Annotated in this window: 25 protein-coding genes and 1 pseudogene; 15 read left to right on the forward strand and 11 right to left on the reverse strand. The window is 70.4% G+C overall.

Features of this window, described 5'->3' with window-relative positions; all coding sequences use genetic code 11:
- Window positions 1-1,130, reverse strand: a 1,130-nt coding sequence (locus AC1DHD_RS03050; RefSeq protein WP_476878298.1) for an AMP-binding protein, incomplete at its 3' end; no start/stop codon positions are given.
- Between the two features lie 440 nt (window positions 1,131-1,570).
- Between AC1DHD_RS03050 and AC1DHD_RS03055 the strand changes: the two genes are divergently transcribed.
- From AC1DHD_RS03055 to AC1DHD_RS03065, 3 genes are all read left to right on the forward strand, one after another.
- Window positions 1,571-3,118, forward strand: a complete 1,548-nt coding sequence (locus AC1DHD_RS03055; RefSeq protein ID WP_476878276.1) for a hypothetical protein — start codon at window positions 1,571-1,573, stop codon at window positions 3,116-3,118.
- Window positions 3,119-3,197: 79 nt separating this feature from the next.
- Window positions 3,198-3,965 carry an endonuclease III gene (gene nth / locus AC1DHD_RS03060; RefSeq protein WP_476878299.1) on the forward strand — a complete coding sequence of 256 codons (768 nt, stop codon included), beginning with the start codon at window positions 3,198-3,200 and terminating at the stop codon, window positions 3,963-3,965.
- Complete coding sequence (locus AC1DHD_RS03065; RefSeq protein ID WP_476878277.1) at window positions 3,962-4,642, forward strand: NUDIX hydrolase; 681 nt, start codon at window positions 3,962-3,964, stop codon at window positions 4,640-4,642. Before nth ends, AC1DHD_RS03065 begins: the two co-directional genes overlap by 4 nt.
- A gap of 22 nt (window positions 4,643-4,664) precedes the next feature.
- Here AC1DHD_RS03065 and AC1DHD_RS03070 read toward each other — a convergent pair whose 3' ends face one another.
- Complete coding sequence (locus tag AC1DHD_RS03070) at window positions 4,665-4,856, reverse strand: YegP family protein (protein ID WP_476878278.1); 192 nt, start codon at window positions 4,854-4,856, stop codon at window positions 4,665-4,667.
- 144 nt (window positions 4,857-5,000) lie between these two features.
- Complete coding sequence (locus AC1DHD_RS03075; RefSeq protein WP_476878279.1) at window positions 5,001-6,710, reverse strand: bifunctional 3'-5' exonuclease/DNA polymerase; 1,710 nt, start codon at window positions 6,708-6,710, stop codon at window positions 5,001-5,003.
- Between the two features lie 140 nt (window positions 6,711-6,850).
- Between AC1DHD_RS03075 and ssd the strand changes: the two genes are divergently transcribed.
- The 7 genes from ssd (at window position 6,851) to AC1DHD_RS03110 (ending at window position 12,084) form a co-directional block, all read left to right on the forward strand.
- Window positions 6,851-7,969 (forward strand): septum site-determining protein Ssd, encoded by a 1,119-nt coding sequence (ssd, locus tag AC1DHD_RS03080; RefSeq protein ID WP_476878280.1) that lies wholly within the window; start codon window positions 6,851-6,853, stop codon window positions 7,967-7,969.
- Entirely contained in the window at window positions 7,966-9,243 is a 1,278-nt protein-coding gene (locus tag AC1DHD_RS03085; RefSeq protein ID WP_476878281.1) for a TadA family conjugal transfer-associated ATPase, read from the forward strand. The genes ssd and AC1DHD_RS03085 overlap by 4 nt, the downstream gene beginning before the upstream one ends.
- A 119-nt stretch (window positions 9,244-9,362) precedes the next feature.
- Window positions 9,363-10,091 (forward strand): type II secretion system F family protein, encoded by a 729-nt coding sequence (locus AC1DHD_RS03090; protein WP_476878282.1) that lies wholly within the window; start codon window positions 9,363-9,365, stop codon window positions 10,089-10,091.
- Window positions 10,091-10,720: a type II secretion system F family protein gene (locus tag AC1DHD_RS03095; protein WP_476878300.1), complete on the forward strand. Its 630-nt coding sequence runs from the start codon at window positions 10,091-10,093 to the stop codon at window positions 10,718-10,720. Before AC1DHD_RS03090 ends, AC1DHD_RS03095 begins: the two co-directional genes overlap by 1 nt.
- Before the next feature lie 136 nt (window positions 10,721-10,856).
- Window positions 10,857-11,192 (forward strand): DUF4244 domain-containing protein, encoded by a 336-nt coding sequence (locus AC1DHD_RS03100; RefSeq protein ID WP_476878283.1) that lies wholly within the window; start codon window positions 10,857-10,859, stop codon window positions 11,190-11,192.
- Between the two features lie 149 nt (window positions 11,193-11,341).
- The gene (locus tag AC1DHD_RS03105; protein WP_476878284.1) at window positions 11,342-11,719 is read left to right on the forward strand and encodes a TadE family type IV pilus minor pilin; all 378 of its coding nucleotides are present in this window, start codon (window positions 11,342-11,344) and stop codon (window positions 11,717-11,719) included.
- Window positions 11,719-12,084 (forward strand): Rv3654c family TadE-like protein, encoded by a 366-nt coding sequence (locus AC1DHD_RS03110; RefSeq protein ID WP_476878285.1) that lies wholly within the window; start codon window positions 11,719-11,721, stop codon window positions 12,082-12,084. The genes AC1DHD_RS03105 and AC1DHD_RS03110 overlap by 1 nt, the downstream gene beginning before the upstream one ends.
- 197 nt (window positions 12,085-12,281) lie before the next feature.
- On the opposite strand, the gene AC1DHD_RS03115 is transcribed toward AC1DHD_RS03110, so the two are convergent.
- Window positions 12,282-14,687 carry a DEAD/DEAH box helicase gene (locus tag AC1DHD_RS03115; protein WP_476878286.1) on the reverse strand — a complete coding sequence of 802 codons (2,406 nt, stop codon included), beginning with the start codon at window positions 14,685-14,687 and terminating at the stop codon, window positions 12,282-12,284.
- Between the two features lie 93 nt (window positions 14,688-14,780).
- Entirely contained in the window at window positions 14,781-15,473 is a 693-nt protein-coding gene (locus tag AC1DHD_RS03120) for a GNAT family N-acetyltransferase (RefSeq protein WP_476878287.1), read from the reverse strand.
- A 165-nt stretch (window positions 15,474-15,638) separates the two neighbouring features.
- Here AC1DHD_RS03120 and trhO point away from each other — a divergent pair, with 165 nt between their 5' ends.
- Window positions 15,639-16,526 carry an oxygen-dependent tRNA uridine(34) hydroxylase TrhO gene (gene trhO, locus AC1DHD_RS03125; RefSeq protein ID WP_476878288.1) on the forward strand — a complete coding sequence of 296 codons (888 nt, stop codon included), beginning with the start codon at window positions 15,639-15,641 and terminating at the stop codon, window positions 16,524-16,526.
- Window positions 16,527-16,567: 41 nt separating this feature from the next.
- On the opposite strand, the gene AC1DHD_RS03130 is transcribed toward trhO, so the two are convergent.
- The 4 genes from AC1DHD_RS03130 to srmL all read right to left on the reverse strand — a co-directional run bounded on the left by AC1DHD_RS03130 (window position 16,568) and on the right by srmL (window position 19,440).
- On the reverse strand, window positions 16,568-17,104 hold the full coding sequence (locus AC1DHD_RS03130; RefSeq protein WP_476878289.1) for a DUF6023 family protein: 537 nt from the start codon (window positions 17,102-17,104) through the stop codon (window positions 16,568-16,570).
- Window positions 17,105-17,169: 65 nt separating this feature from the next.
- The gene (locus AC1DHD_RS03135; protein ID WP_476878290.1) at window positions 17,170-17,679 is read right to left on the reverse strand and encodes a hypothetical protein; all 510 of its coding nucleotides are present in this window, start codon (window positions 17,677-17,679) and stop codon (window positions 17,170-17,172) included.
- A gap of 76 nt (window positions 17,680-17,755) precedes the next feature.
- Window positions 17,756-18,211, reverse strand: coding sequence for a DUF6023 family protein (locus tag AC1DHD_RS03140; protein WP_476878291.1), 456 nt, complete (start codon window positions 18,209-18,211; stop codon window positions 17,756-17,758).
- Between the two features lie 71 nt (window positions 18,212-18,282).
- The gene (gene srmL / locus AC1DHD_RS03145; protein ID WP_476878292.1) at window positions 18,283-19,440 is read right to left on the reverse strand and encodes a PheS-related mystery ligase SrmL; all 1,158 of its coding nucleotides are present in this window, start codon (window positions 19,438-19,440) and stop codon (window positions 18,283-18,285) included.
- Between the two features lie 303 nt (window positions 19,441-19,743).
- Between srmL and AC1DHD_RS03150 the strand changes: the two genes are divergently transcribed.
- Both AC1DHD_RS03150 and AC1DHD_RS03155 read left to right on the forward strand, forming a co-directional pair.
- On the forward strand, window positions 19,744-20,511 hold the full coding sequence (locus AC1DHD_RS03150; protein WP_476878293.1) for a MerR family transcriptional regulator: 768 nt from the start codon (window positions 19,744-19,746) through the stop codon (window positions 20,509-20,511).
- Window positions 20,512-20,566: 55 nt separating this feature from the next.
- On the forward strand, window positions 20,567-22,201 hold the full coding sequence (locus tag AC1DHD_RS03155) for a DUF7059 domain-containing protein (protein WP_476878294.1): 1,635 nt from the start codon (window positions 20,567-20,569) through the stop codon (window positions 22,199-22,201).
- 30 nt (window positions 22,202-22,231) lie between these two features.
- Here the strand turns inward: AC1DHD_RS03155 and AC1DHD_RS03160 are convergent.
- Window positions 22,232-23,461: pseudogene (locus AC1DHD_RS03160) on the reverse strand (MFS transporter); the annotation flags it as partial.
- Window positions 23,462-23,540: 79 nt separating this feature from the next.
- On the opposite strand from AC1DHD_RS03160, the gene AC1DHD_RS03165 reads away from it, so the two are divergent.
- Together AC1DHD_RS03165 and AC1DHD_RS03170 are read left to right on the forward strand one after the other, a co-directional pair.
- A complete protein-coding gene (locus tag AC1DHD_RS03165) occupies window positions 23,541-24,194 on the forward strand; it encodes an ArsR/SmtB family transcription factor (protein ID WP_476878295.1) in 654 nt (217 codons plus the stop codon).
- 161 nt (window positions 24,195-24,355) lie between these two features.
- Window positions 24,356-24,751, forward strand: coding sequence for a low affinity iron permease family protein (locus tag AC1DHD_RS03170; RefSeq protein WP_476878296.1), 396 nt, complete (start codon window positions 24,356-24,358; stop codon window positions 24,749-24,751).
- A gap of 103 nt (window positions 24,752-24,854) precedes the next feature.
- On the opposite strand, the gene AC1DHD_RS03175 is transcribed toward AC1DHD_RS03170, so the two are convergent.
- A partial coding sequence (locus AC1DHD_RS03175; RefSeq protein ID WP_476878297.1) for a ferritin family protein occupies window positions 24,855-25,425 on the reverse strand: 571 nt, incomplete at its 5' end.

A 25,425-nucleotide genomic window follows, 5' to 3' on the forward strand; every position in this document is an offset into this window, starting at 1 on the left:
GGTGCGGGGAATCGGGCGTGCCCTCGTACATCACCTGGGTGGCGCCGTTGGTGCGGGGAATCGGGCGTGCCCTCGTACATCACCTGGGTGGCGCCGTTCAGGAGCGGCGCGTAGGCGACGTAGGAGTGGCCGGTGATCCAGCCGATGTCGGCCGTGCACCAGTAGACGTCCGTTTCCGGGTGCAGGTCGAAGACGGCCTTGTGGGTGTAGGCGCCCTGGGTGAGGTAGCCGCCGGTGGTGTGCAGGATGCCCTTGGGTTTGCCCGTGGTTCCGGAGGTGTAGAGGATGAACAGCGGATGCTCGGCGTCGTGGCCGATGGCAGTGTGCTCGGCCGAGGCGGCGTCGACGGTGTCGGACCACCAGTGGTCCCGGCCCTCATGCCAGTCGACATCCTGGCCGTTGCGCTTGACCACGACGACGTTCTGGACCGTGTGCCCGTCGCCGCTGCCCTCGTGGGACAGGGCCTCGTCGACGGCCTGCTTCAGCGGACTGGGCTTGCCGCGGCGGTACGTACCGTCGGCCGTGACCACCAGCTTCGCCTCGGCGTCGTCGATCCGGGACCTCAGGGCCTCGGCGGAGAACCCGCCGAAGACAACCGAGTGGATGGCGCCGATGCGGGCGCAGGCCAGCAGAGTGATAACGGCCTCGGGGATCATCGGCAGGTACACCGCCACCCGGTCGCCCTTGGCCACACCGAGGGATTCAAACGCGTTGGCGGCCTTCTTGACCTCCTCCGTCAGCTGCGCGTAGGTGTAGGTGCGCGTGTCCCCGGGCTCACCCTCGAAGTAGATGGCCACCCGGTCCCCGTTGCCGGCCTCCACGTGGCGGTCCAGGGCGTTGTACGCGGCGTTGATCTCGCCGCCGACGAACCATTTGGCGAACGGGGGCGTGGACCAGTCCAGTGTCTGGGTGAAGTCCTTGCTCCAGCTCAAGAGCCCGCGGGCCTGTTTGGCCCAGAAAGCCGGCCTGTCGGCGTCGGCCTCGGCGTAGTCCGCCGCGGTGACCACGGCGTTGGCCGCGAACTCCGCCGACGGGGCAAACTTCCGGTCCTCGTGCGAGAGGTTCTCGAAGGCGTCGCCCTGGCGGGGAGTGGTGGTGGTGGTGGTGGAGCCCTGGGGCTGCTGGGACATGGTGAACCTCGTCATTCATCGATCCGTGCTGCACGGACGTCCATGCCCACCGCAATGCCGACCGCCTGCGCGTCGTCGGGCATCGGCTGGTCACGGCCGTACCGCGAGGAGCTGTTCCGAAATACACCCTAACGCGTGGCCCTGACAGAACGTGTGCCCCGTCACACGAGGAACCGTGAACGGTGTTTATTAAGCGCCGAATGGCGGGCGCCCCCCAAAACGCGGACACCCGCCGCCCGGACAGCCGGTTTAAGCGCAGGGCGAAAGGGTTCAGCGCCGGTGCTGGAGTGACGGCCGGGCAGCTAGTGATCAGTCCTGCACTTGGCTAGGCTGAGATGGAGTTGTGACATCCGATGGGGGCGACAGGACCGCTGGCGGTCCTTTTTTCGCCTGCCGTTAGGCGGCACCGTCCAGGGTGCGGCCACGCTAAGGAGAACAGAATGTACGAGCAAAGCAACGGGCAGCTCCACACGCCCTCCCGCAACGACGGCCAGGCAGGCCAGTCCGGCCCGGTCCCGGCCGAGGCACGGGGGGAAAAGCGCGGGGAGCAGCCACGCTTCACGGTGGACAAACCGAACACGAGGAACAACGAGGCCGTGCTGGGCCCGTTCACCGTCCGGGACCTCACCGTATTCGGGTCCACCCTGGTGCTCTTCATCGCCTCCCTGATCCCGATGTTCGCGGTCCGGTACAACCTCTGGAACCTGGGCAGCCTCTTTTTCCTGGGCCTCGGAGTCCTGCTGCCCGTCATCGTCACGGCCCTTTTCGTGGCCCGCCGGGTCAGCCCCGGCACAAAAATCCGTGTCGGGTCCCTCTCGATTGACCAGTTCGGCTCCGTGGTGGCGTCCTTCAGCCTGGCGTTCTTCTTCCTGGCTACCGCCGGCGCCTTTGTGCCGAGCCTCCTGCTTGGCTTGATCGGCGCCCTGGGGCTGTTCACCGCCACGGTGCTCGCGCGGTTGTTCCCCAGCCTCGCCGGTGATTTCCTGCACCGCGCCGAGGCTCCCGCCCACATCGTGGCCCGTGACGCCGCGCAGCCGGTCCGCAAGCCCCGGGCACCCAAGGAGCCCAAGGCCGCGGGCGCCGGGAAGCCCAAGGACGGCGGCAGCACGCTGGCCGGATGGGCCAAACGCGTCACGCCGGGCAAAAAGGCCGAAAACCCGGAGACTGCCTCGCGTGACTCCGGGGCCCGCGATCACCAGGAAGCACCTTACGGAGCCGGAACCCCCGCCGGGACGGCAGCGGGATCAGCCGCCGGTGTAGCCGGAGCCTCCGCCGGTGCGGCGGCCGCCTCCCCGTACGCCCGCCCCGCCGGTGCCGAGCCCGCGACCCAGGCGAACGGCGTCGTCCCGTCCGCCTCCGCGACGCCGACGGCGGCCTCCACGCCGTCCGTGTCCCCGACGCCGACGGCGGCCTACGCGCCCCCGGCTGCCGGACAGGACTCCGCTCCCGCCGCGGAGCAGACCCAAGCTGCCACTTCGGCCCCCGCTCCGGCTCCGGCCGCTCAGGCTCCGGCCGGGCAGGGCGCTGCCTCCGGCACCGCCGCCGAGCAGGCCCAGGCTGCGGCGCCCACCCCGCAGACCGCCGCCCAGACCGCGCCGCAGACCGCGCGTCCGGAGGAAACCCAGGCGGCCGGTATTCCGGCGTCGGCCGCGAGCGCCCCGGCCGCAACGTCGTCGTCCGCCCCGGCCGCGGCCCATGACGCCCCCACCGCCCTCACCCCGCAGGTCCGGTCGCAGGAACCGATCGGCGCCACCGTCGACCCGGCACAGCGCCCGGAAGCGGGAGCCCAGCCGGCCTACGAGGCGTTCTGGTTCGCCGTCGCGCAGCCCCGTACTGCCGTCGACGAACGCAGCGGCGCCCCGGCCTTCGTCATCGAGCCCGGGGGCTGGGTTCTGGCCCTCGAGGACCGCGGCCACGAATTCCTGGTCCAGCACACCGACGGCCGCGTCGGCGTGCTCCGCGACCTCAGCAACATCGAACGCGGCTAGCGGAGCCGTGGCCACCGCACTCGGCGGCGCGGGCTCCGGCAGCGCGAAACCCGGCCCGGGGGCGGATGGGGAGACGGCGCTGGGGCTCAAGCGCCGTGCCCGCCGGATCAACAAGGAACTGGCCGGACAGTATCCCTACGCGCACGCGGAACTGGATTTCCGTAACCCGTTTGAACTCGTGGTGGCGACTGTCCTGTCCGCCCAGACCACGGACCTGCTGGTCAACCAGATCACGCCGCTGCTCTTCGCCCGGTACCCGGACGCGCGGAGCATGGCCGAGGCTGAGCCGGCCGAGCTCGAGGCGATCATCAAACCCACCGGCTTTTTCCGGGCCAAAGCACGGAACCTGATGGCGCTGGGCACCAAGCTCGTCGACGACTACGACGGCGAGGTGCCCGGCCGCCTGGAGGACCTGGTGACGCTGCCCGGCGTCGGACGGAAAACGGCGAACGTTGTCCTCGGTAACGCATTTGGCGTGCCCGGCATCACGGTGGACACCCACTTCGGCCGGCTGGCCCGCCGCTTCGGCTGGACGGATTCGGAGGACCCGGTCCGGATCGAGGCCGACGTCGCGGAACTGTTCGAACCCCGGGATTGGACCATGTTGTCGCACCGCGTCGTTTTCCACGGCCGGCGGGTGTGCCACGCGCGCAAACCGGCGTGCGGCGCCTGTGCCGTCGCGAACTGGTGCCCGAGTTACGGTGCCGGCGAAACGGACCCGGACAAGGCATGGAAACTCCTGAAGTACGAGCTGGCCCCGGGGCAGGAGGAACTCCTGGCGAAGTTGCTCGCCGAAACGCACCGCGCGGCGGAAATCCGCATGGAATCACAGAAGAAGCCACGATGACCGCCCGCCAGGACCTGATAGACCTCGTGGCCGCGGTGCGGGCCGGCACGGCGCCGGCACCGGATCCGCGGTGGCGCGAGCTGGCGGTGGRGCCCGGCGAGCGGGTGCGGCGGGCCGCCGTGCTGATGCTGTTCGGCTCGCTCGATGACGTCCCTGCGACCTCCGTGAAGCTGCTGGCGCCGGCGGACCTGGACGTGCTGTTGCTGCAGCGGGCGCAGACCCTCGACGACCACCCCGGCCAGGTCGCCTTCCCCGGCGGCGGCATCGACCCCGGCGAATCCGTCATCGAGGCCGCCCTGCGCGAGGCTGAAGAGGAGACCGGACTGGACCCGCGCGGGGTGGAGGTCCTCGGTGCCATGCCCGAGCTGGCGCTGCCGCGGGGAAATTTCCTGGTGACCCCGGTCCTGGGCTGGTGGGCTTCCCAGTCGCCCGTGCGGGTGGTGGACTACGGCGAATCCTCGCAGGTGTTCCGGGTGCCCGTGCGGGACCTGCTGGACCCCGACAACCGGGTAATGGCCACCGTCAGCCGGGCCGGCCAGACGTTCCAGAGCCCGGCCTTCACCGTCAACGGTGTGGTGGTCTGGGGTTTCACCGGAATGATCCTCAACCAGCTCTTCGACCAGCTGGGCTGGTCCGTCCGCTGGGACCGCACGCGGTTGCACGGGATCGACGTCTAGGAGACTGGGCTTRCACCCGCGGCTACGGCCGCGTCGGGGACCGGTCCACAATATGCCCGGTGGCGGCGTTCTCACGGACCGCGGTGATGCCGGCGGCGGCCCCCTTGACGGTATCGAAAAGCGGCGACACGGCCACCACCGTTCCGTCCGCGGCCGTGAGCCTGAAGAAATACGACTCGTCTCCGGCCGCTGCAATTTCGAATACGCCAGCCACTCTGCTGCCTCCCCGGTTCCCTGCTTCGTTGCATTGCGCGCCGGAACAAACGGGATCTGTCGCCGGGGCTTTTCGAGGGTATCCGGGTGCACGGAGCCGCCGCAACGCTACCGGCGGGTACGTTACCCCGGGCGTCCGGGGCGGCTATTTGGCGTTGTCATAGGAGTCGACGACGGCGATGCTCACGGGGAACTCCACCGGGATCCTGCCGAACAGCAGTTCCTTCGCGGCGGCCGCGGATTCCTCGATGACCCGGGTGCAAACGTCCACGGCCCCGGCCGGGCAATGAACCATCACCTCATCGTGCAGGAAAAAAACGAGTTCGCCGGCGGGCGAGCCCTCGGCACGCAGGGTGCGCAGCCGGCGTCGTAGTTCGGCCAGCCAGCAGGCAGCCCAGTCCGCGGCGGATCCCTGCACCACGAAGTTCCGGGTGAACCGGCCGCGCGACCGGGCCAGCGCCTCGGCCCGGCGTTGTTCTTCCGCGGTGGCGGACTGCTGGCTGCGCAGCCACCCCTCCGAGGGCGGCGGGCTGCTGCGGCCAAGCCGCGAGGTGACCGTCCTGCCGGCCTCGCCGTCGCGGGCAGCCTGCTCCACGTAGCCAACGGCGCGCGGATACGTCTTGGCCAGCTGCGGCATCAGCCGCCCGGACTCGCCGGTGGTGGCCCCGTAGATGGCACCGAGCAGCGCGACCTTCGCCTTGGCCCGGTCGCCGCCAAAGCCCTGCGCGGCGATACCGGCGTACAGGTCCTTGTCCCGGGCTGCCTCGGCCATCCGGGAATCCTGGGCCAGCGCCACCAGAACGCGGGGCTCCAGCTGTGACGCGTCGGCCACGATCAGCTTGTGGCCCGGGTCGGCGTGGACGGCGCCCCGGATCTGGCGGGGGATCTGGAGCGCACCGCCGCCCCGGGAGGCCCAGCGCCCGGACACCACTCCGCCCACCACGTATTCGGGCTGGAAGCGGCCGTTCCTGACCCAGGCGTCCAGCCAGGCCCACCCGTTGGCCGCGTGCAGCCGGGCGAGTTTCTTATAGGCGAGGAGGGGTTCGATGGCCGGGTGGGTGGATTCCTTCAGCTCCCATTGGCGTGTGGTTTTCACCTCGATGCCGTTCCGGTGCAGGGCACGCATCAGATCCTGCGGGGAGTCCGGGTTGAGCGCCGGGGACTGCAGGAGATGGCGCAGCTCGGCGTTCAGGGCCTCCAGCTTCGCCGGACGGTGGCCCTGGGGCGGGCGCGGGCCCAGGTAGTCGGCGAGGATCCGTTCGTGCAGGTCCTCACGCCAGGGAACCCCGGTGTGCTGCATCTCGGCGGCGATCATGGCTCCGGCGGATTCGGCGGCGAGGAGCAGCTGCAGCCGTTGCTTCCGCCGGTCGCCTTCCGGGGCGACCGCGGCCAGGGCCTGCTGCTGTGCGGCGTATTCGGCGCGCAGTTCGTCAGGGGAGTGCCGCGGTGCGGTGCGTGCTCCCGGGGCGTCGAACAGGGCCCCCTGGTCCGCGGGCGGGGGAGGCGGCTGCAGGGACCGCGGCGGCTGGAGAACGTCGTCGTCCTGCGTCAGTTTCTCGGCCGACCGGGCGTACTCGGTGTGTGCGGTGAACTCCGAGTGGGCCAGGATGGCGCCGCACAGGGTCAGGTCATAGCAGCGTTCCAGTTCGACGCCGGCGGCCAGGAGGGCGGGATACCAGTCCTGGGTGCGGTGCCAGATCCAGCGCGGACGGTGCCGTTCGAGTTGGCGGACGACGCCGGGCAGGTCGGTGGCGCTGACGAGGCGGGGACCGGGGGCGGACGGGTCGGGCGCCCCCTCCGCGGTGAGCTGGTGGAGGGCTGCGCCGTCGGSGTGGGCGGCGAGCAGCAGRTRCATAGGCTCAATTCTGCCCTGTCTCTGGGGCGGCAGCGGACCGGCCGGGGTGTGGCGGACCGGCTGGGTGACTGCTGCCGGAGTTGTCCACATAGCCGCACCTGTGGGGTGGCTGGGGCAGTCTGTGCCATCAGAGTGGTGGCATGAGCAGGCATCAGCGGCCAGAGCCCGCGCCCCGGCAGCCCTTCCCCGGCGGTACGCCGCAGCACGGGCCGCCGGACGGTCCGGTGGAGACCCTCCTCGTGACGGCGTCCGAGGTCCTGCGGGCAGAGGTGGAGCGCATCGTGGCCGCGGCCGGCCGGCAATTGAGTGTGGCCCGGGACGCCGGGGAGGCGGGCCCCTTGTGGGAGGCGGCCAGTGCCGTGCTCGTCGGCAGCGACGTCCTTGAGCTGCCGGTCCCCCGGCGTGCCCCGGCCGTGCTGGTGGGCTTGAGCGGCGATGGGGAACGTCTGTGGGAGCTGGCCGCGGCCATCGGGGCCGAACGGGTTGCCGTGCTGCCCGACGCTGGGACGTGGCTCGCGGAGTTCCTGAGCCGCTCCGATGCCCCGGATCCCGGCGGCCACGTGATGGGTATTACCGGCGGTTGTGGCGGCGCCGGAGCCACGACGGCGGCGATCTGGCTGGCCCAAGCCGCCGCAGGGGCGGGGGAACGCGTGCTCCTGATCGACGCGGATCCTCAAGGCGGCGGCCTGGAACTGGCCCTCGCCGCCGAGGACGTGCCCGGGCTTCGCTGGCCCGATCTCGCCGAGGCCAGCGGCAGCATTGATCCGGACCAGCTGTACGCGGCCCTGCCCGAGGCCGGCGGTTTCTCGTTCCTGTCCTGGCCAGGCACCAGGCAACGGCCCGGGGGTGTCGATCCGGCCGCCGTGTCCGGCGTGCTGGACGCGGCCCGGCGCGGCTATGAACTGGTTCTGCTGGACATCGGGCGCGGCCGGGACATCCTGCGTGCCTTCGCCTGGGAGTGCGAYCGGATTTTCCTGGTGCTGCCAGCCCAGCTCCGGGCGGCGGTGGCGTCCGCGCGTCTGGTGCCCGAACTTCCGCCCGTGGATACCTCGCTGGTTGTCAGGGCCAACCACGGGGCGGCGCTGGACATTCAGCTGATTTCCGACGCCGTGGGCCTTCCGGCCAGGGCGATCATGCCGGAGATCCGGGGCACAGCCGCCGCCACGGAACAAGGACGGCTGCTGGACGCCGGCCGGCGGCGCAGTGTGCGGCACTTCACCGAAGCTGTGCTGGCCTTCTCGGCGGACGGATACCCGTGAGCCCGGACGTGCCGGCTCCTACGGACGCGGACGGCCCGCGGTTCCGCCGGCGCCAACGCGGACTGCCGCCCAGGGTGGATGCGCGGCTCCTCGAAGCGGTCCGCGAAACGGTCAYGGCCGAGGCCGGGCCGGTCACCGCCTCCCGGGTGGCGGCCGCCGTGCAGGCGAGCGGCAGGCTTCTCGGCACGGCCGGTGCCCTGGCCGCCGTCGAAAGCATCAGCGCGGAACTGAACGGCCTGGGACCGCTGCAGCCGATCACCCGCGACCCGTTCGTGACAGACATCTTCGTCAACGCCCCGGACTCCGTCTGGCTGGACCGCGGCCGCGGACTCGAACCAGCCCCTGTCGTCTTCACCGGCGAGGCCCAGGTCCGTGCTTTGGCCTCCCGACTGGTCGCGGCCGGCGGGCGCAGGCTCGACGACGGCTCGCCCTGCGTCGATGTCCGGCTCGACGGCGGTTACCGGGTCCATGCCGTGCTTCCTCCGATCTCCACTGCCGGGACCCTGCTCAGCATCCGGATCCGGCGCGAATCCGTCTTCTCCCTCGACGAGCTGGGCGGGAGCGGCATGTTCGGGCCGTACATCCGGGACGTCCTGACCCGTATGGTGGTGCGGCGCTTGAGCTTCCTGGTCAGCGGTGCGACCGGCTCGGGGAAGACCACGCTGCTCGCCACGCTGCTCGGACTCTGCGCCCCGGGAGAACGGCTCGTCCTGATCGAGGACGCCTCGGAGCTGAACCCCATCCACCCCCATGTGGTCTCCCTCGAGTCGCGGCACAGCAACCTGGAGGGCGGCGGCGCCGTCGATCTCGGCGAGCTGGTCCGGCAGGCGCTGCGTATGCGGCCCGACAGGCTGGTGGTCGGGGAATGCCGGGGAGCCGAGGTCCGTGAACTCCTCGCGGCGATGAACACCGGGCACACGGGAGCCGGGGGCACCATCCATGCCAACACCGCCGCGGCCGTCCCCGCGCGGCTGACGGCACTGGGCGCGCTCGCCGGAATGGCGCCCGACGCCGTCCGGCTCCAGGCTGCCAGCGCGCTCGACGCAGTGGTCCACCTCCAGCGAACAGCGGCGGGACGTCATGTCGCGTCTGTTGGGCTGGTGGGGGACACCGGATCCGCACTCGTTGTGTCATCGGCCCTCGACGCAGACCAGGGGGCGCTCCGTGCCGGGCCGGCGTGGCCGGAGCTGGCGTTCCGGCTGGGCCTCGACCCGGGGGAGCTGCCCGCCGAGGCCGGACTGCCGCGGCACGCGCCTAGCCCGGGTGCGCCATGACGGCGGTTTTAACGGGGCTCTTCGTCCTGGCGATCCTGTTGGCCCTTGTACCGGCGGAAGGGCCAAGGCGGCGTCTCCGGTCCCTCGTCGGCGGTTCCCGTCCCGGGGCAGGCCGGGCGGTGCACGGAACACTGCTGGGCAGCTGGCGCCCTCGCTCCCTGCCGCGGCGGCTGCTAAAGCTCCGCGGCGCGGCCGAGGTATCCATGACCACGGTGGTCCAGCAGCTGGCCGCGCTGCTGACAGGCGGCCGCGCGCCCGCGCGGCTGTGGGAGGATCTCTGGGTTCTCTACGGTGAACCGGAGCAGCCTGGTGGTCCGCCGGAAGGTGAGGGGCCTGAGCGGGCAACCGCGCGGAAGAGCGGCGGCGTCAGCCCGGTCTCCCGGGAGATCATGGCGGCGGCGCGGGCGGCGGCGCAGCGTGGGTCCCCGGTTGCGTCAGCCATGCGGACCTGCGCCGCACGGCATTCCGGGAGGGGCGCCCGCCCGGACAGCACCCGGCGGGAGCTCAGGGTCTGGGACGGACTCGCGGCATGCTTCGACGTGGCCGAGGCCAGCGGCTGCCCGCTGGCCGATGTGCTGACCCGGTTCGCCGCGCATCTGGAAGCCGAGGACGACGCCGAAGCCGCACGACAGACCGCCCTCGCCGGGCCTCGGGCCACCGTCCGGATCCTGACCTGGCTGCCTTTCCTGGGCCTCGGACTCGGCGTGTTGCTGGGCGTGGACCCGGCCGTCATTCTGCTCGGCAACCCCGCGGGCATGGCGGCGCTCGCCGGGGGCATCGTGCTCACTGCGGCGGGCCGGATCTGGTCGGCCCGCCTCGTGCGGGCAGCGGCCGGAGGGCCGTGGTGATGTCCTCCGGCGCCCTCGCCGTGGCCGGCCTGCTGGCCACCGCGGCAGTTGTGCTGCTGGCTGGCCGGCGGCGGCCGCGGCGGCGGTGGCGGCAACTTCGTCTGCACGCGCCTGAAGGGACACCGGCGATCCCTGGAAGGACGCACACGATCCCTGGAGGGGACGCGCGCAAGGGTCGGCCGGACCCGGACGCAGGGCTCCGGGATCCGGCGATGATGCTGGAACTGATCGGCGCCATGCTCGATGCCGGATCCGGGGTGGGGCGCGCCCTTGAGTTGGTGGCCGGCCAGGCTTCTCCCGAGCTGGGCCGGCCCCTGGTTCCGGTGGTGTCGGCGCTCGCGATTGGGGCCGACTGGGAGACCGCCTGGCGGGGCTCCCAGGCCGTCCCCGACCGGCTGATGAGCCTTCGCGACGCCCTCGCTTTTGCTGCCCTGACGGGTGTTCCGTCGTCCGCGATCCTGTACTCCCAGGCCGCCCGGCTGCGCCGTGAACAGTTTCGGACGGCGGAGCGGCGGGCCGCAGCCCTGGGCGTCAAACTCGTCGTTCCGCTTGGGCTGTGCTCGCTGCCGGCTTTCGTCTGCCTGGGCATTGTGCCGGTGCTCCTCGCGATGCTGCCGCACGGTTCCTGAGGCCGGGGGGGACACGACTCTTCCTCCACAACCGCACTTTTCCACTTGGCACGCCTCCTCACTTACCAGCCGAAGCCGCCGGGGCGAGATTGGAACCAGCCGGCAACTGTGCCGGAACCTTCCGAGAGGACAGCTCATGACCACCCATCAAAACTCCCCAGGCACCAAAACCGGTGCCGAAACCGGTACTGAAACCGGTGCCGAAAACGCCCACTATTCCGGGCTGCGCTTCGCCGACGTGCACGAGATCTACCCGGGCGCCCGGCAGACGGCTCCGGTGCAGGAGCTTCCCCGGCCAAGCACTGCGCGGAGAAGGCTTTTCGGTTCCGAAACCGGGATGGCAACCGCTGAATACGCCATCGCCACGCTGGCCGCTGTCGGGTTCGCCGGACTGCTGGTGCTGATCATGCGCAGCGATGAGGTCCGTGGGTTCCTTTTGAACCTCATCCGCGCGGCGCTGGCCATGCCKTGATACGGCGGGGGGCGGAGTCACCCCCGGTGCGTTGCCGCCGGGGCGCCCGGCGGCTTGGGCTGGAGCAGAACCGGAACCTGCGCGGGCGGACGAGGCCTGCCCGCGCGGACGCGTCCGCGGGCCGTGGCGCAGTCACAGCGGAGTTCGCGGTGGCGCTTCCAGCCGTCGTTCTCGTCCTGGGGCTGTTGCTGGCCGGTTCTGCCGCGGGGCTGACGCAGCTTCGGTTGGAAGAGGCGGCCCGGGCCGGCGCGCGGGCGCTCGCGCGCGGCGACGACGCTGCCGCCGTCGGAGGCATCGTGCGCCAGCTTGCCGGTGAGTCGGCGCAGTCCACGGTGGCGTCCGACGGCGCCTGGCTCAGCGTCACGGTCTCGGGCACAGTCGGCGGGGCCATGGCGCCGGTTGTGCCGTGGACCCTGACCGCCAAGGCGTGGGCGCGCGGTGAGTCCGCTGACGCCTCCGCAGTGTCTGCATCTTCCGGGGCCGCTTCGCCTGTCTCCCGTGCCCCAGCGCTTGAAAGGGCCGCCTGATGCCCGCCCCCGCCGGGGAATCAGAAGCGGGTGCCGGGAGCGTCCTGGCCCTCGGCCTGGGAATGCTGCTGCTGATGATCATGGCCGCTGTGCTCTCGCTGGGCCAAGCCGCGGTGATGGCGTCACGGGCCGCGTCGGCCGCTGATTTGGCGGCGCTGGCTGCCGCGGACGCCGCACGGGGGATCTCCTCCGGCGAACCATGCAGTGTCGCCGCGGACGTGGCCGCCCGGCACCAGGCGAGGGTCCTGGAATGTGCGGTGGGATCCGGGGACACCGTCCAGGTCCGCACGGAACTGCTTTCCCGCACGCTGGCCGGGGCGGCCACCGGCCTTGCCCGGGCCGGTCCTCCGCCGCCACCGCCGTGAAGCATTACGTGGCCGGCGGGGCCCGGCCTTGGCGGCTGGGGACGGCGCGTGCTGCGTGCCGGGGAACTGAGCCCGCCCGGCTCGCATGGCCGCCTGCTCTCATAGTTTTGCGCGGCGACGCCGCCCCCCGTCCCCTGCGGAACACCGCCGCTCTGGCTCCGGCAGGGTGGTCGGCGGCCCGTGCCCGACCGGCCGGCCTAGGCCTGGTGGCTGACTGCCGGCGCCGGGGTGTCAGGCCCGGTGACCGTCGTGCCCATCTCGTCCGTCGCATCAGCCAGCAGCATTTCGATCAACGTGACGGCGGCGTCTTTATCCAGCGGGTTGTTCTTGTTACCGCACTTGGGGGACTGCACGCAGGACGGGCAGCCGGATTCGCATTCGCACGCTTTGATGGCGTCCCGCGTCGCGGAGAGCCACACCCGGGCCTTGTCGTAGCCGCGTTCGGCGAAGCCGGCCCCGCCGGGGTGGCCGTCGTAGACGAAGATCGTGGGCACACCGGTATCGGCATGGATAGCTGTGGACACCCCGCCGATGTCCCAGCGGTCGCTGGATGCCACCAGCGGCAGCAAACCAATAGCGGCATGTTCGGCGGCGTGGAGGGCCCCGGGGAATTGCGCTTCGATCAGCCCGGCGCCGGTCAGGGAGCGGTTGTCCATCACGAACCAGACCGCCTTGGTGAACAGGTCCCGGGCCCCCAACTGCAGGGGTTCCTCACCGAGGACCTCATTGGAAATGAGCGCCTTGCGCTGGAAGGAGACCACCTGTGTCGTCACTTTCACATCGCCGAAATGCACCGCCACGTCGCCCCATTGCGTGGTGCGGAGGGTCTCGAGGACCTCGATCTGGGTTATGTCCCGCGCGGTGGTGTAGTAGTCGGGGTTGGCCCGCCGCACCACAACGCAGTGCTCGTCCTCGTTCAGGTCCTCCACCACGTAGCTGTCACCCTGATGGACGTAGATGGCTCCGGTGTGCGCCTGGTAATGGGTCTGCGGGGAATCCATAGTGCCGAGCAGGGACCCGGTGTCCGCGTCCACTATGCTCACCGGTCCGCCGCCGTCGGCCCGCAGGTTCACCATGGCCGCGGCGCTCTGGGGGTGGGTCCAGAACCAGCCCGCGGGACGTTTGCGCAGGTAGCCCTGGGCTACGAGTTGGTCCAGCAATTTTTCAGAAGTGGGGCCGAACAGGTCCAGCTCCGCATGGCCCAGGGGAAGTTCGGCCGCGGCGGCGCACAGGTGCGGTCCGAGGACGTAAGGGTTGGAGGGATCGAACACCGTGGCCTCAACCGAGACATCGAAGATCGCGCCGGGATGGTTCACCAGGTAAGTGTCGAGGGGGTCATCGCTTGCGACGAAGGCGGCGATGGCATCCTGCCCCGCGCGGCCCGCCCGGCCGATCTGCTGGAACAGCGACGCGCGGGTCCCCGGCCAGCCTGCGACCAGGACCGCATCGAGGCCGGAGATGTCGATGCCAAGCTCCAGCGCGGAGGTGCTGGAGACGCCCAGAAGCTCCCCGGACCGGAGCGCCTTTTCGAGGGCACGCCGTTCTTCGGGCAGGTAGCCGGAACGGTAGGCGGCCACCCGTTGCGGCAGGCTCGGGTCCACTTCTTCGAGGTGGCGCTTGGTGATGGACGCGATTGTCTCGGCACCGCGGCGGGACTTGATGAAGGCGATGGTCCGGATCCGGGAGGAGACCAGGTTGGCCAGCAGGTCCGAGGTTTCCGCCACGGCGGTCCGGCGTTCCGGGGCGCCGTTTTCGCCGCGCATCTCGGTCAGGGCAGGCTCCCAGAACGCCACGGTGGTGGCGCCGTGCGGCGAGCAGTCCTCGGACACCGCCCGGACGGGGGCGCCGATGAGGCGGCCGAAGGAGGTCCCGGGGTCGGAAGCGGTGGCCGAGGCCGCAATGAACACCGGACCGGGGCCGGAACCGGCGGGGCTGTAGTACGCGCAGATCCGCCGTAGCCGGCGCATCAGATTGGCCACGTGCGAGCCGAACACGCCCCGGTAGCTGTGGGCTTCGTCCACAATCACGTAGCGCAGCCGGCGGAAGAACCTGGCCCACCAGGCATGGTTGGGCAGGATGCCGAAGTGCAGCATGTCCGGGTTGGCGAGGATGACGTTGGCGTGGTCCCGGATCCAGCGGCGGGAGGCCGGGTCGGTGTCCCCGTCGTAGGTTTCGGCGCGGACCGTCGGCAGGTTGAGTGAGCGGATCGCGGCCAGCTGGTCGGCGGCCAGGGCCTTGGTGGGGGAAAGGTACAGGGTGACTGCGCCGTCGTCGTGGATCTTGCCCGGATCGGACAGGACGCGGAGCTCGGAGCGGTGGACGGCGTCCAGCGCGGGAAGCTGGTAGGCCAGGGATTTGCCCGAGGCGGTGCCGGTGGCGATCACGACATGTTCTCCGGCATGCGCCAGATCGGCGGCCTGCACCTGATGGCGGTAGGGCTCCTGGATGCCGAGTGAGCCGTAGGCCTCGACCAGATCGGGGTGGGCCCACTCCGGCCAGGGCTCGTTGATGGCCTTCCGGGCCGGGATGGTCCGCACATGCCGCAGCTGTTCCGGGTCCGGGCCGCGGCCCAGCAACGGGATCAGGGACTCATGTGGATTCACTTCAACATTGTTTCACCCGGCCTCAAATCGCCCCCGAACCCCGGCCAAGAATCCCCGCGGTCGGGCCGGTCAACACCGGCGCCGGATCGTGCCCTATCCGACGGAGAGGTCGCTGCCTTCGTGGGAGGCGGAGAGCATCAGTACGTGGCAGACGGTGGTCCAGCCAAGGTGCGAATACAGCTGCTGGCCGTCCAGGGACGCGAGCAGGAGGCCGCTTTCGACGTCGTGCTCAAACGCCTGGGCGGCCAGGGCACGCATGATGAAGCTGCCGAGCCCCCGCCGCTGGAACCCCGGCTCGGTGACGATCTGGTCGAACACAGCGGTGTGGTCCGCGACGAACACCCGCCCGCTGGCGGCCACCTCCTCGCCGGCATAGACGACGGCGTGGTGAACCCCGCCGGCGGTCGATGGCACCCAGCGCAGATCGTCGTCAGGAAGCCAAGGATCCTCGGCGTCCTGGGTTTCCATGTCGACGATCATCATGGTCTGCGATGCCGACGTCACGTTCAGCCCGTTGGCCTCCGCCAGCGCGGTGTAACGTTCCACGTCGGTGGTGAGGATGGTGAGGATCCGCGCCGGAACCCCGGCGGTGACGGCGGCCAGGTCGGCGAACTCGGAATCCGAAGGATCGTGGGCGAAATACTCCCATTCGTGGGTCGTGTCCGCCCGCAGCGCCGCAGGGAAGCGGCCCTCCCTGCGTGTCTCATAACCCCGGCAACCGGCCCACCCGGCAACCCAGACCTCAAGGAGGTGGGTGGTGTCTTCAACCATGGCGTCAAGACTCATGAGATGAGCGTATTCCAGCCCCGCCGCCAGCAACAGGGGCGGGGTCCGGCTGGGCCGCTTGCTTACGCAATTGTGACCGTCGGCGCGACGGCGCGGGGCCAGCGTCGCCTCCGACGGCCCCGGAAGCCGCCGTCGTGTTTTGCCCCGCCCAGTACGCTTAAACACGTGAATCGAATTGTGCTCTTCTACGGCTTTACCCCGCTCCCGGACCCGGAAGCCGTCCGGCTTTGGCAGCGCGCCCTCTGCGAGAAACTTGGCCTGACCGGCCGGATCATCATCTCCAAGGACGGCATCAACGCGACGGTTGGCGGCGAAATCGGCGCCGTCAAGCAGTACGTCAAGACCACCCGCGAGTACAAGGGCTTCCACGGCATCGACGTGAAGTGGTCCGACGGCGGTGCTGAGGACTTCCCCCGGCTGAGTGTCAAAGTCAGGGACGAGATCGTCTCCTTCGGTGCACCGGGCGAACTGAAAGTGGATGAGAACGGCGTCGTTGGCGGCGGCACGCATCTTGCCCCCGAGGAACTGCACCGGCTGGTCGAGGCCAAGAAGCAGGCGGGGGACGAGGTGGTGTTCTTCGACGGACGCAACGGCTTCGAGGCCCAGATCGGCAAGTTCAAAGACGCGGTGGTCCCCGACGTCGCCACCACCCACGACTTCATCCGGGAGCTCGACTCCGGCAAGTACGACGCCCTCAAGGACAAACCGGTGGTCACGTACTGCACGGGCGGGATCCGCTGCGAGGTCCTGTCCAGCCTGATGGTGAACCGTGGCTTCAAGGAGGTCTACCAGCTCGACGGCGGGATCGTCCGGTATGGCGAGGCGTTCAAGGACCAGGGCCTGTGGGAAGGATCCCTCTACGTCTTCGACAAACGGATGCACCTGGAGTTCAGCGAGGACGCCAAGACCATCGGCGAATGCGTCCGGTGTGCCGCCCCCACCAGCAAGTTCGAAAACTGCTCCAACCCCAGCTGCCGCACGCTGACGCTGTATTGCGCCGACTGCGCCTCGGATCCGGAGACCTTGCGCTGCCCGGACGGTTGCGCCGCCTGACTCGCCGCTCGCCGCCACGGAGCTGACGATCAGCAAATAGCTCAAATCCGCGTCACCCGGTAAGCGAAGTTCGCGGCGGCCAACGCCTCGATCCGCACCCGCAGCACCGTGTCGGCACCAAGCTGCACCACGTTTACGCGCGACGAGGTGCACCGCAGGCTCAGGTCCACCAGCACGCTCTCCTTGTCCCGGATGGTGAAGGACACCCGCCGCGAACTCCGGCAGACCAGGGCCACCGAGTACGTTCCGCTCGGCAGCTGGGTGGTGGTCTCATTCCGCACCGCACCGGCGTCGAGCATCCCGTACCCGAGATGGAACGCCTGCCCCTGCCCCTCCGGCAGCACCTCGTCGACCCAGCGCTTCAGCTCCGGCCCCGTCACCGGCCGGCTCAGGGCCGGATCCTGCGGAAGTGCCGCGTCCGTGTAGGTGGCCGCCGCTGTCGCAGGGCCGGTGGGACGACCGTCGTCGTACTGATACTCACAGGCGGCGAGCCCGGGCGCGGCCCCGACTGCAAGGATCAGTACGACGGCGGCGATGATGCGCGGCCGCCGCGGCCGGACGGACCCCGCGGTGGGCATACTCCGACTTTAAGCCGCGCCGGCCGGCCGGAACAGAGCCCGCATGACCCGCGGCGCTTGCGACGCTACGACGGCGGTCTGTTTGTGAGGCGGAAGCCGACAGCGGCGCCAAGGCCGGGATCGGTCGAGTTCCTGACCACCTGCACCGTTACCGGGCCGGACTTCAGCTCCACGGCGGACTGGACTGCCTTCCCGCACTCGACGTTCAAGTCCAGGGTGCCGCCGTCGCGGAGACCGTTCTGGGAAATGGTCAGGAGTGCGTTGGGTGTCCCGGCGCAAGCAACGGTTGCGAAGTACTTGCCACTGTCGACGTGTCGGATGGAGCTGCGGAAGCCGATCCCGCCAGAAGCCCCCATCATCAGGTCCGCCGGCTGGGCTCCGAGAATCCTGTCCACCTCGGATTGGTTCCGTTTGGCTTTGGCAGCAATCTTGGGGTCCTGCGTGGGCTGCGGCTGCGGCGCGGTGGCCCGGGTCGACGGGCGGATGTCGGTCCCGGGGACCCCGACGTCGTCCGCGACCTCGCAACCGGCCAGGCCCAGCGACGCCGCGAGCGCCAGCACGACCATCGGTGTCACGGCACGGACCTTGTGCCTACCCCCAGCAGCAACCATGCCCTGAGCCTAGCCCCAGCGTCGGCCCGCGCCAGTCACATCACGCCGCGGGGACCAGATGGTAGGCAAAGATGAGCGGGGCGTCCACGCTCGAGGCGCTGACCCGCAGCTTGCCAGCGGCGGGCACCTTGATCCGCGCGGTTTCCCGGCTGCCGTTGCAGGCCGCTCCGGCCTCGGTCAGCTGGTGTCCGTCGAGGGAGACGGCGAAGAATTCCTTGCCGCCGCCGTCGCAGGTCATCGTCAGGGTGTAGTTGCCGGCCGGGACGCTGGCGTCCTTGGCGATCGGCGTGCGGTCCAGGATCTTGCCCGCGTCCGCCAGGACGGTCCCGCTGGCCGACGGCAGGGCCGTGGCCTTCCACGCGTTTACGTCGGCGGACTCGATGCTGCCGCCGCCGGCGCACCCGGCCGCGCCGGCCGCAAGGGCGACGCCGACGACGGCGGTGAGGACGCGCCGGACGGCGCGGGTGTGGGACGGCAACAGGGGAGCGGAAGGCATGCCTCCAACTTACCTGCTGGGGCTGGGCGTTCCTGAACCGCCGACGGCGGCGGCCGCCGCCCGCCGCCCGGTCACCCGGCGATGAGCTCCAGCCGCGGCCCGCGGTGCAGGGCCAGGTACACCCGGTCACGGAGCACATTCGCCTCCCGGTCCGTCAGGGTCCGGTCCAGCGGCTGCAGGGTCAGCCGGACGAGTGCGTTCACGTGCCCCGGACCGAGGCCGAGGCGATTGACGGCCGACGCCGGCAGCTCCGCCGCCCGGGTGACCGCCACAACCTCAAGCGCCGCCAGGACCTCGGCCTCAGCCCCGAGCGCGGTGCGGGCCAGATCGCCGAGCAGCTCGCCGTCGGCGTCCTCCGCGGCGTCCAGCACCACCGACAGGTCCCGTCGGATCTCCGGCATGGCCGACACAGGCCGGTACGGCTCCAGATCCTGCATCTGGGCGCGGACTTCCGGGTGCTCCGAGCGCAGGAGCCGGATGTCGCCGATACCTTTGCGCAGCATCAGGGCCCGGTCCAGCCCCAGGCCCAGGGCGAGTCCGGCCCAGCGCTTCGGGTCCAGGCCGGAACCGCGCAGCACCCGCGCCGCCACCAGCCCGCATTCGGCCAGCTCGAGCCACTCACGGCTGCCGTCGGGACGGGTGACCAGTACATCCAGCTGTTGCCCGAGTGCCGTGTAGGTGTGTTCCGACGGGGTGGAGCGCCACTGGACATCCGGGTACCGGGCCGCCGGCATAACCGCTTCCACCACGGCGGCCATCATGCCGTGCAACTCGGCGGGACCGAGCAACCCGCGGGCCTTCACCCGCCACAGATCCACCTGGTGCGGTGTGCCGACGTGGGTGCGGTCCACCGCGTCCCGCCGGTAGACCAGGCCCGGCAGGACGTGCAGCCGGTCGTAGTGCCCCAGCTCGTCCCGAAGGGTGTCCAGCAGGGCCGGGACGCCCGCCGAGGTGTGGCTGCGAAGCATGACCGTCGGACTGACATGGCGGGAATAGCGGGAGTCCCGGGTGACGTCGCCGGGCGAGTAGCCCAGCCGGTCGTAGTTGTCGGCGGTCGCCACCAGCGGGTTGAGGCGGTGGGTTGCGGCGGGAATGTCCCAGAGGCGCTCCAGGGCGTTGATGACATCGGACAGCAACAGCTGCAGGGCGTGGGGGCCGGCGTCGGGATCCGACAGATCACGTACGGCGAGGGCGGAGTTCAGGGCGGGCAGATTGAGGTAAGTCTTCATGGTGGGGTCCTTGGCTGTTTTGGGCGGGAGGTGGATTCACCCTCAACCGCTGTGCCGGACGGACCCCGGCGGCTGCGTCTAGGCGCGCGTCAAGAAGCCCGTGCGGCCGGTACGCGGCCGAGGGCTGGTAAATCGCTGCTGCCTCTGCATGGACCCATCGTACGCCTGGCCCCGCCAGCCCGTGTGGTTAGCTCGCAAAGCGGACCCACAGGCAGCCAGGAAGACACTTGACCTTGACGCTACGTCAAGATTTAGGCTCTAAACAGCGGCCGGAAAGACCAGCCGCTGGGAACAGAGGGGCGCATGGACTGGTCAGTGCAGCAGATTGCGAAGATCGCCGGGACCACCAGCCGGACCCTGCGCCACTACGACGGCGTCGGGCTGCTCAAGCCCAGCCGCACCGGCCAGAACGGTTACCGGTACTACGACCAGGCCGCGCTCTTGCGCCTGCAGCGGATTCTGCTCCTGCGTGAGCTGGGCCTGGGGCTGCCGGCGATCGCGGACATCCTGGCCCGCGGGCAGGAAGCCGGGCCCGCGCTGGCCGGCCATCTCAAGTGGCTGCACCAGGAACAGGACCGGCTGGCGCGGCAGATCGCCTCGGTCCAGCACACGCTCACGGAACTGACGGCAGGAAGGGACATCATGGCAGAAGACATGTTCGACGGGTTCGACCACACAAGCTACAAGGACGAGGTGGAGGAGCGCTGGGGCAAGGCGGCCTACGCCCAGGGTGACGCGTGGTGGCGGGGGATGGGCCCTGCCGAAAAGGAGGCCTGGAAGCAGCGGTCCGTGCAGCTGGGCAGGGACTGGGCGGCCGCCGCCGAGTCCGGTGCGGCCCCGGACAGCCCCGAGGCGCAGGACCTTGCCCGCCGCCAGGTCGAATGGCTGACCGGGATCCCTGGAACGCCCGCCTCTGCACCCGGCGGCCCCCCAGGGCACCTCAAGGAGTACCTGTCCGGACTCGGCGACATGTACGTGGCGGACCCGAGGTTCGCCGCGAACTACGGCGGGGCGGCCGGCGCGGCGTTCGTCCGGGATGCGCTGCAGGTCTACGCGCAGAAGCACCTCTGACGGGACCTTCCCTCCGGCGAACCACCCGGAGCGGTGCCGCGCCTAAACTTATCCGGTGACCCCATCGACACTTTTCACGGCCGGCAACACCCCCGATGCTCCCCGCAGCGACCTCCCGGACCTGCTCCAGGCGCTCGCCGCGGACCTTCGCAGCATCGGCTACACGGTGGACGGCGTCGCCGAACTGCTCGGCCCGGCAGCCCACGCCGCCCTGGGCCGGGACCAGCTGATCCCGGCCCTTATCGCCACTGAAGCGGCCGCAGAAGGCGAGCGGACGACGGCGGCGCTCGCCGCCGTCGTCCGCCTGTGGCTGCTGGCCGAACCCCAGCCGGCCGCGACGCTGGACGCCGCCCTGCCGGGCATCGGCACGGACGGGCTGCTGCAGCTGGGACTGGTGGAAGCGTCGGCTGACGGCCTGGTGCAGGCGAAGGTGGACCTGCGACCGTACGGCTGGGAAGGCGCTCAGGCGGAAGGCACTGTCAGCGGCGGCGGCGCCGAACTCTGGGTGGCCAGCGACCTCGCCGCCCACCAGCGTCCGGGGGTGTTGCGCCACGACCACGTGCTGGGGATCGGGCAGGCCTCCACCACCCTGGTGCAGGTCACGGCGCGCCGGCACGTGGCCCGGGCCCTGGACCTGGGGACCGGCTGCGGCATCCAGACCTTCCACCTCCTGCACCACGCCGACCACGTCACGGCCACCGACATCTCAGCCCGCGCCCTGGCGTTCACCCGCTTCAACCTCATGCTCAACGCATCGGCCCTGCACCTGGATCCGGCCGGGCTCGAGGGCCGGGTGAGCCTGCGGCTGGGGTCGCTGCTGGACCCGGTGGCCGGGGAGGAGTTCGAGCTGGTGGTCTCCAACCCGCCGTTCGTCATCACCCCGCGGGGCGTCGGCGAGACCGCCGCGGACCAGTTCACCTACCGGGACGGCGGGTTGCCGGGCGATGACATTGTGGCCGCACTGGTCCGCGACCTCCCCTCGGTGCTCGCCCCGGGCGGAACAGCCCAGCTTTTAGGCAACTGGGAAATCCCGGCGGGGGCGGACTGGGCTGACCGGCCGCAAAGCTGGGCCAGTCCGGACGTGGACACCTGGTTCATCCAGCGCGAGGAGGTGGGCCCGGAGCAATACGCCGAGACGTGGCTGCAGGACGCCTCTGAGGCCCGCGACCGGGGGCTCTACCAGGCCTCCTACGCCGGGTACTTGGACGATTTCGCCTCCCGCGACGTGCAGGGGATCGGCTTTGGCATGATCTGGCTGCGCCGCCCCGCCGGCACCCGGTCCGTGCTGCGGCGGTTTGAAGAGATCACCCACCCGATCGAGCAGCCTGCCGGCCCGCACCTGGGTGCAGCCGTTGAACGCGCGGACTGGCTGGCCGCCCACGAACTCGAATCGGCGCACCTGCTCGTGGCCGATGACGTCACCGAGGAACGGCACCAGCGCCCCGGCGCCGAACACCCCGGCGTCATCCTGCTCCGGCAGGGCGCCGGGTTCCGCCGCACCAACCTGCTCAGTACCGAGCTGGCCGGCTTCGTCTCAGCGTGCGACGGCGAGCTCTCCGTCGGGCAGATCATCGGCGCCCTTGACGCCCTGCTGGGCGGGTATGAGGGCTTCGACGGCGGGGCGTTCCGTGAGCGGCTCCTCGACGAAGTCGGCAACCTGGTGCGCGACGGGTTCCTGCTGCCGGGCTGAGCCGGCCGCACCGTCCCGGCCGAACCGGGGCAGCACATAGGCGGTCACGGCAAGGGCCACCAGCACGCCGGCCACCCCCGTGAGGAGGAAGCTCAGCCGGATCGGCAGCATGGCGCCGAGCAGCCCGCCTATGGCCAGGGCGGCAATGGAAACGGCGCGGGTCAGGCCGCCGATGATCGCCATGGCCTGCCCCCGGCCGCTTTCCGGCATCCGCAGGATCGCGATCGCGCCGAAGCACGCGTTCAGCGCACCGCAGGCCGTGCCCATCGCCGTGTAGGCCGCGAACAGCAGCCCCACGGTGGGCACCAGGGCCATAACCGCCAGGAAGGCCGAGGTCAGGACCATCGACGCGAGCAGCACCCGCAGCCGCGCCGGCGGGGTCTGGATCCGTCCGGCGAGCGCGGCGCCCGCGGCCATGCCGAGCCCGAAGGCCGCGGCCAAGAGCCCGTACTGGGTCTCGGTCGCACCGAGTTCGCCCCGGGCCAGGAAGACTTCCAGCACGTTGGTGGCCTCGCCCACCAGGATGAAGAACAATGCGCCGAGGACCAGCGCCCAGACCAGGCTGTCGCCGCGGATCAGCCGCAGGCCGTCCAGCAGCGCGGGCGCCTCCCGGCCGGCCAGTTCCGCCGCGGTGCCGCGCCGGGTCCGGATCAGCAAGGCACCGGCGCCCATCGCCAGGTAGCAGGCGCTGGCCACACCGAAAACCAGCCCGGAACCGCCCCAGCCGCTCAGCAGGCCGCCCGCCGCCGGCCCGGCCATGCCGGCAATCATGATGGTGGCCTGCATGGTGCCCATCGCCCTGGGAGTACGCTCTTCGCCAACAATTCGTGGCAGCAGCGCCTGCCACGTGGGTCCGGCCACGGCCTGCGCCGCGTCCAGCAGGAACGTCAGGGCGAACAGCAACGGAACGGGGCTATCCAGGTACTGCAGGGCGAACCCCATCCCAGCCACGGCGGCAGCGCTGACCACAGAGGACGCCGTCGCCAGGAGCCGGGAATCCCGGGTGTCGGCAAGCCTTCCGGCCCAAGGCGCCAGCAGCACCAGCGGCAGCGCCGAGCACAGCAGGTAACCGGCCACCAGCCACGGCCCGGCCGGTCCCGTCGCGGCAATGTTCTGCAGGTGCAGCATGATGCTGACGACGACGGCGCCCATCCCGGCCGTAGCCAGGAAACGGGAGCTTCCGGCGAGCAGGAAGTCGCGGTTGCGCCAGAGGGCGCGCCCGCCGGAGAAGCCACTGCCTTTATGAAGTGTTTGTTTCATAGTAGACAAAGTAGCCGGTTCCGAATCATAGTGTCAAGCATTCCTTTCATAGTTTGGCGGACGCCGGTAGACTTGAGACGTGAATGCAGAGAACCCGAAGGCGGAACTGTCCGCCGCTCCGGCCGCCAAGCGTAGGCCGCGCCCGGAAAAGAAGGTCGAGATCACCGACCCGAAGGCGATCCGGGCCCTGGCCCATGCCGCCCGGCTGGAGGTCATCTCCGAGTTGTATTCCACCCAGGTGAGCCGGACCGCCACCGAACTGGCCGCCCAGACCGGCCTGACCCCCAGTGCCATGAGCTACCACCTGCGTGCCCTGCAGAAGTGGGGCATCGTGGCCCCGGCAGCTACGGCCGGTGACGCCCGGGAACGCCGCTGGAAAGCCGCCGGCACTGACTTCACCATCAACTCCGGAGGCGGCGTGGCGAGTCCCGAGTTCGCCGTGCTGGACCTCGAGCTGGACGCCTACCGCCGGCGCGTCAACGCCTACGCCAAGACCCGGGACGAGAAACGCCAGCGCGGTGAAGCCGTGGACGGCCCGTCCTCCGTGGTCCTGGCAAGCAACCTGCTCTACCTGACACCGGCCCAGCGCACGGAGCTTAATGACAAGCTCTTCGACCTCCTGAAGGACTACGAACTCGAGGACCCTGATCAGGTGCCCGAGGGTGCAGTGCGGATGGCCACCATGTGGTCGATGATTCCGGACGACCGGGGCACCGCCGCGCCTGCTTCCTGACCCCCGGCCCTCCCGCATTCCCGCCCGGCCGCCCGGTGGGCCCAGTTTGTGGCGCCGTCGGCCAAAACAGTGCAGCCGGTGCCACACTGGTCATACCGCGGGCCCAGGCCCGCGGGCCGCAAAGCCAACCGGCCACGGAGTAACGGCGAAAGGGTTCAGCAATGGGTAAAGCCCACGATGATGACCGGCCCGATGTATTTACCCGGTTCACCACAGCCACTGCGAGGGTACTGGGCCATGCCTGGGTCTTCAGTGCGGCCGTCGCCGTGCTTGTGGTCTGGGCGTGCACGGGCCCGTTGCTCAAGTTCTCAGACACCTGGCAGCTGGTGATCAACACCGGCACCACGATCGTCACCTTCCTGATGGTGTTCATCATTCAAAACACCCAGAACCGGGACACCGCCGCGCTGCACTTGAAACTGGATGCGCTGATGCTCGAGCTCAAAGTCAGCAACGCGAAACTGTACGACGCCGAGAACGAGGGCGAGAAGGAAATCGAGCGGCAGCGCGAACGGATCGAACGCGCCGCCGTCGCGGAGGATTCCGGCGCGTCCTAGCCGGCGGGTCCTAGCTGGCCGGCCGCCGCTGCTAGCCCGCCGCCGTCCCGCCGCTGGCCTGGCGCGGTCAGCGCGCCGCCGTCCCGCCGCTGGCCTGGCGCGGTCAGCGCGCCGCGATCAGTGCCTGGGGCGCGGCCTGCTTCATCCGAGTCTGAAGCCACCGCAACTGCACTGCCGTCTCGCCGTCGCACCGGGACACCACGTCCAGCAGTTCCCGGTCGCGGAGGGCCGAGCCGGCCTGCTTGACCATGGTCCAGGTGACGTCCACCAGGCTCGCCAGCAGGTACAGGTCCTGCAGGTCCCGCAGGAGCCCCACCGGGCCCTCCCGTGTGCTGGACAGGCCCTCGGCGTGGAGACGCTCCGGCTCGGCGTCGGAGGGATCCTCTCCGTAGCGCTGAGCGATGGGCTGCAGCAGCCGCCCGTGTTCCTCGCACTGCCGGGCCAGCGTCTGGCACAGGAAATGCACGTCGGGTTCGGAGCCGTGGCCCTCGGCGACCTGGCGGAAAGATTCCGCGAGGGTGTTTTCGGCCTGGTGGAGCATGCCCAGGTAGATGCTGAGGTTCATCGCCGGACCTCCCGCCCGCTCGTCCCGGAGGAGGCGCCCATGGCCGGCGGCCCGGGTTTGACTGCCTCCGGGAACGTGGGCGGCGGGGCGGCGCGGATGTGTTCCGAGG

The sequence above is a fragment of the Arthrobacter sp. 05L45_2 genome (assembly GCF_056397525.1).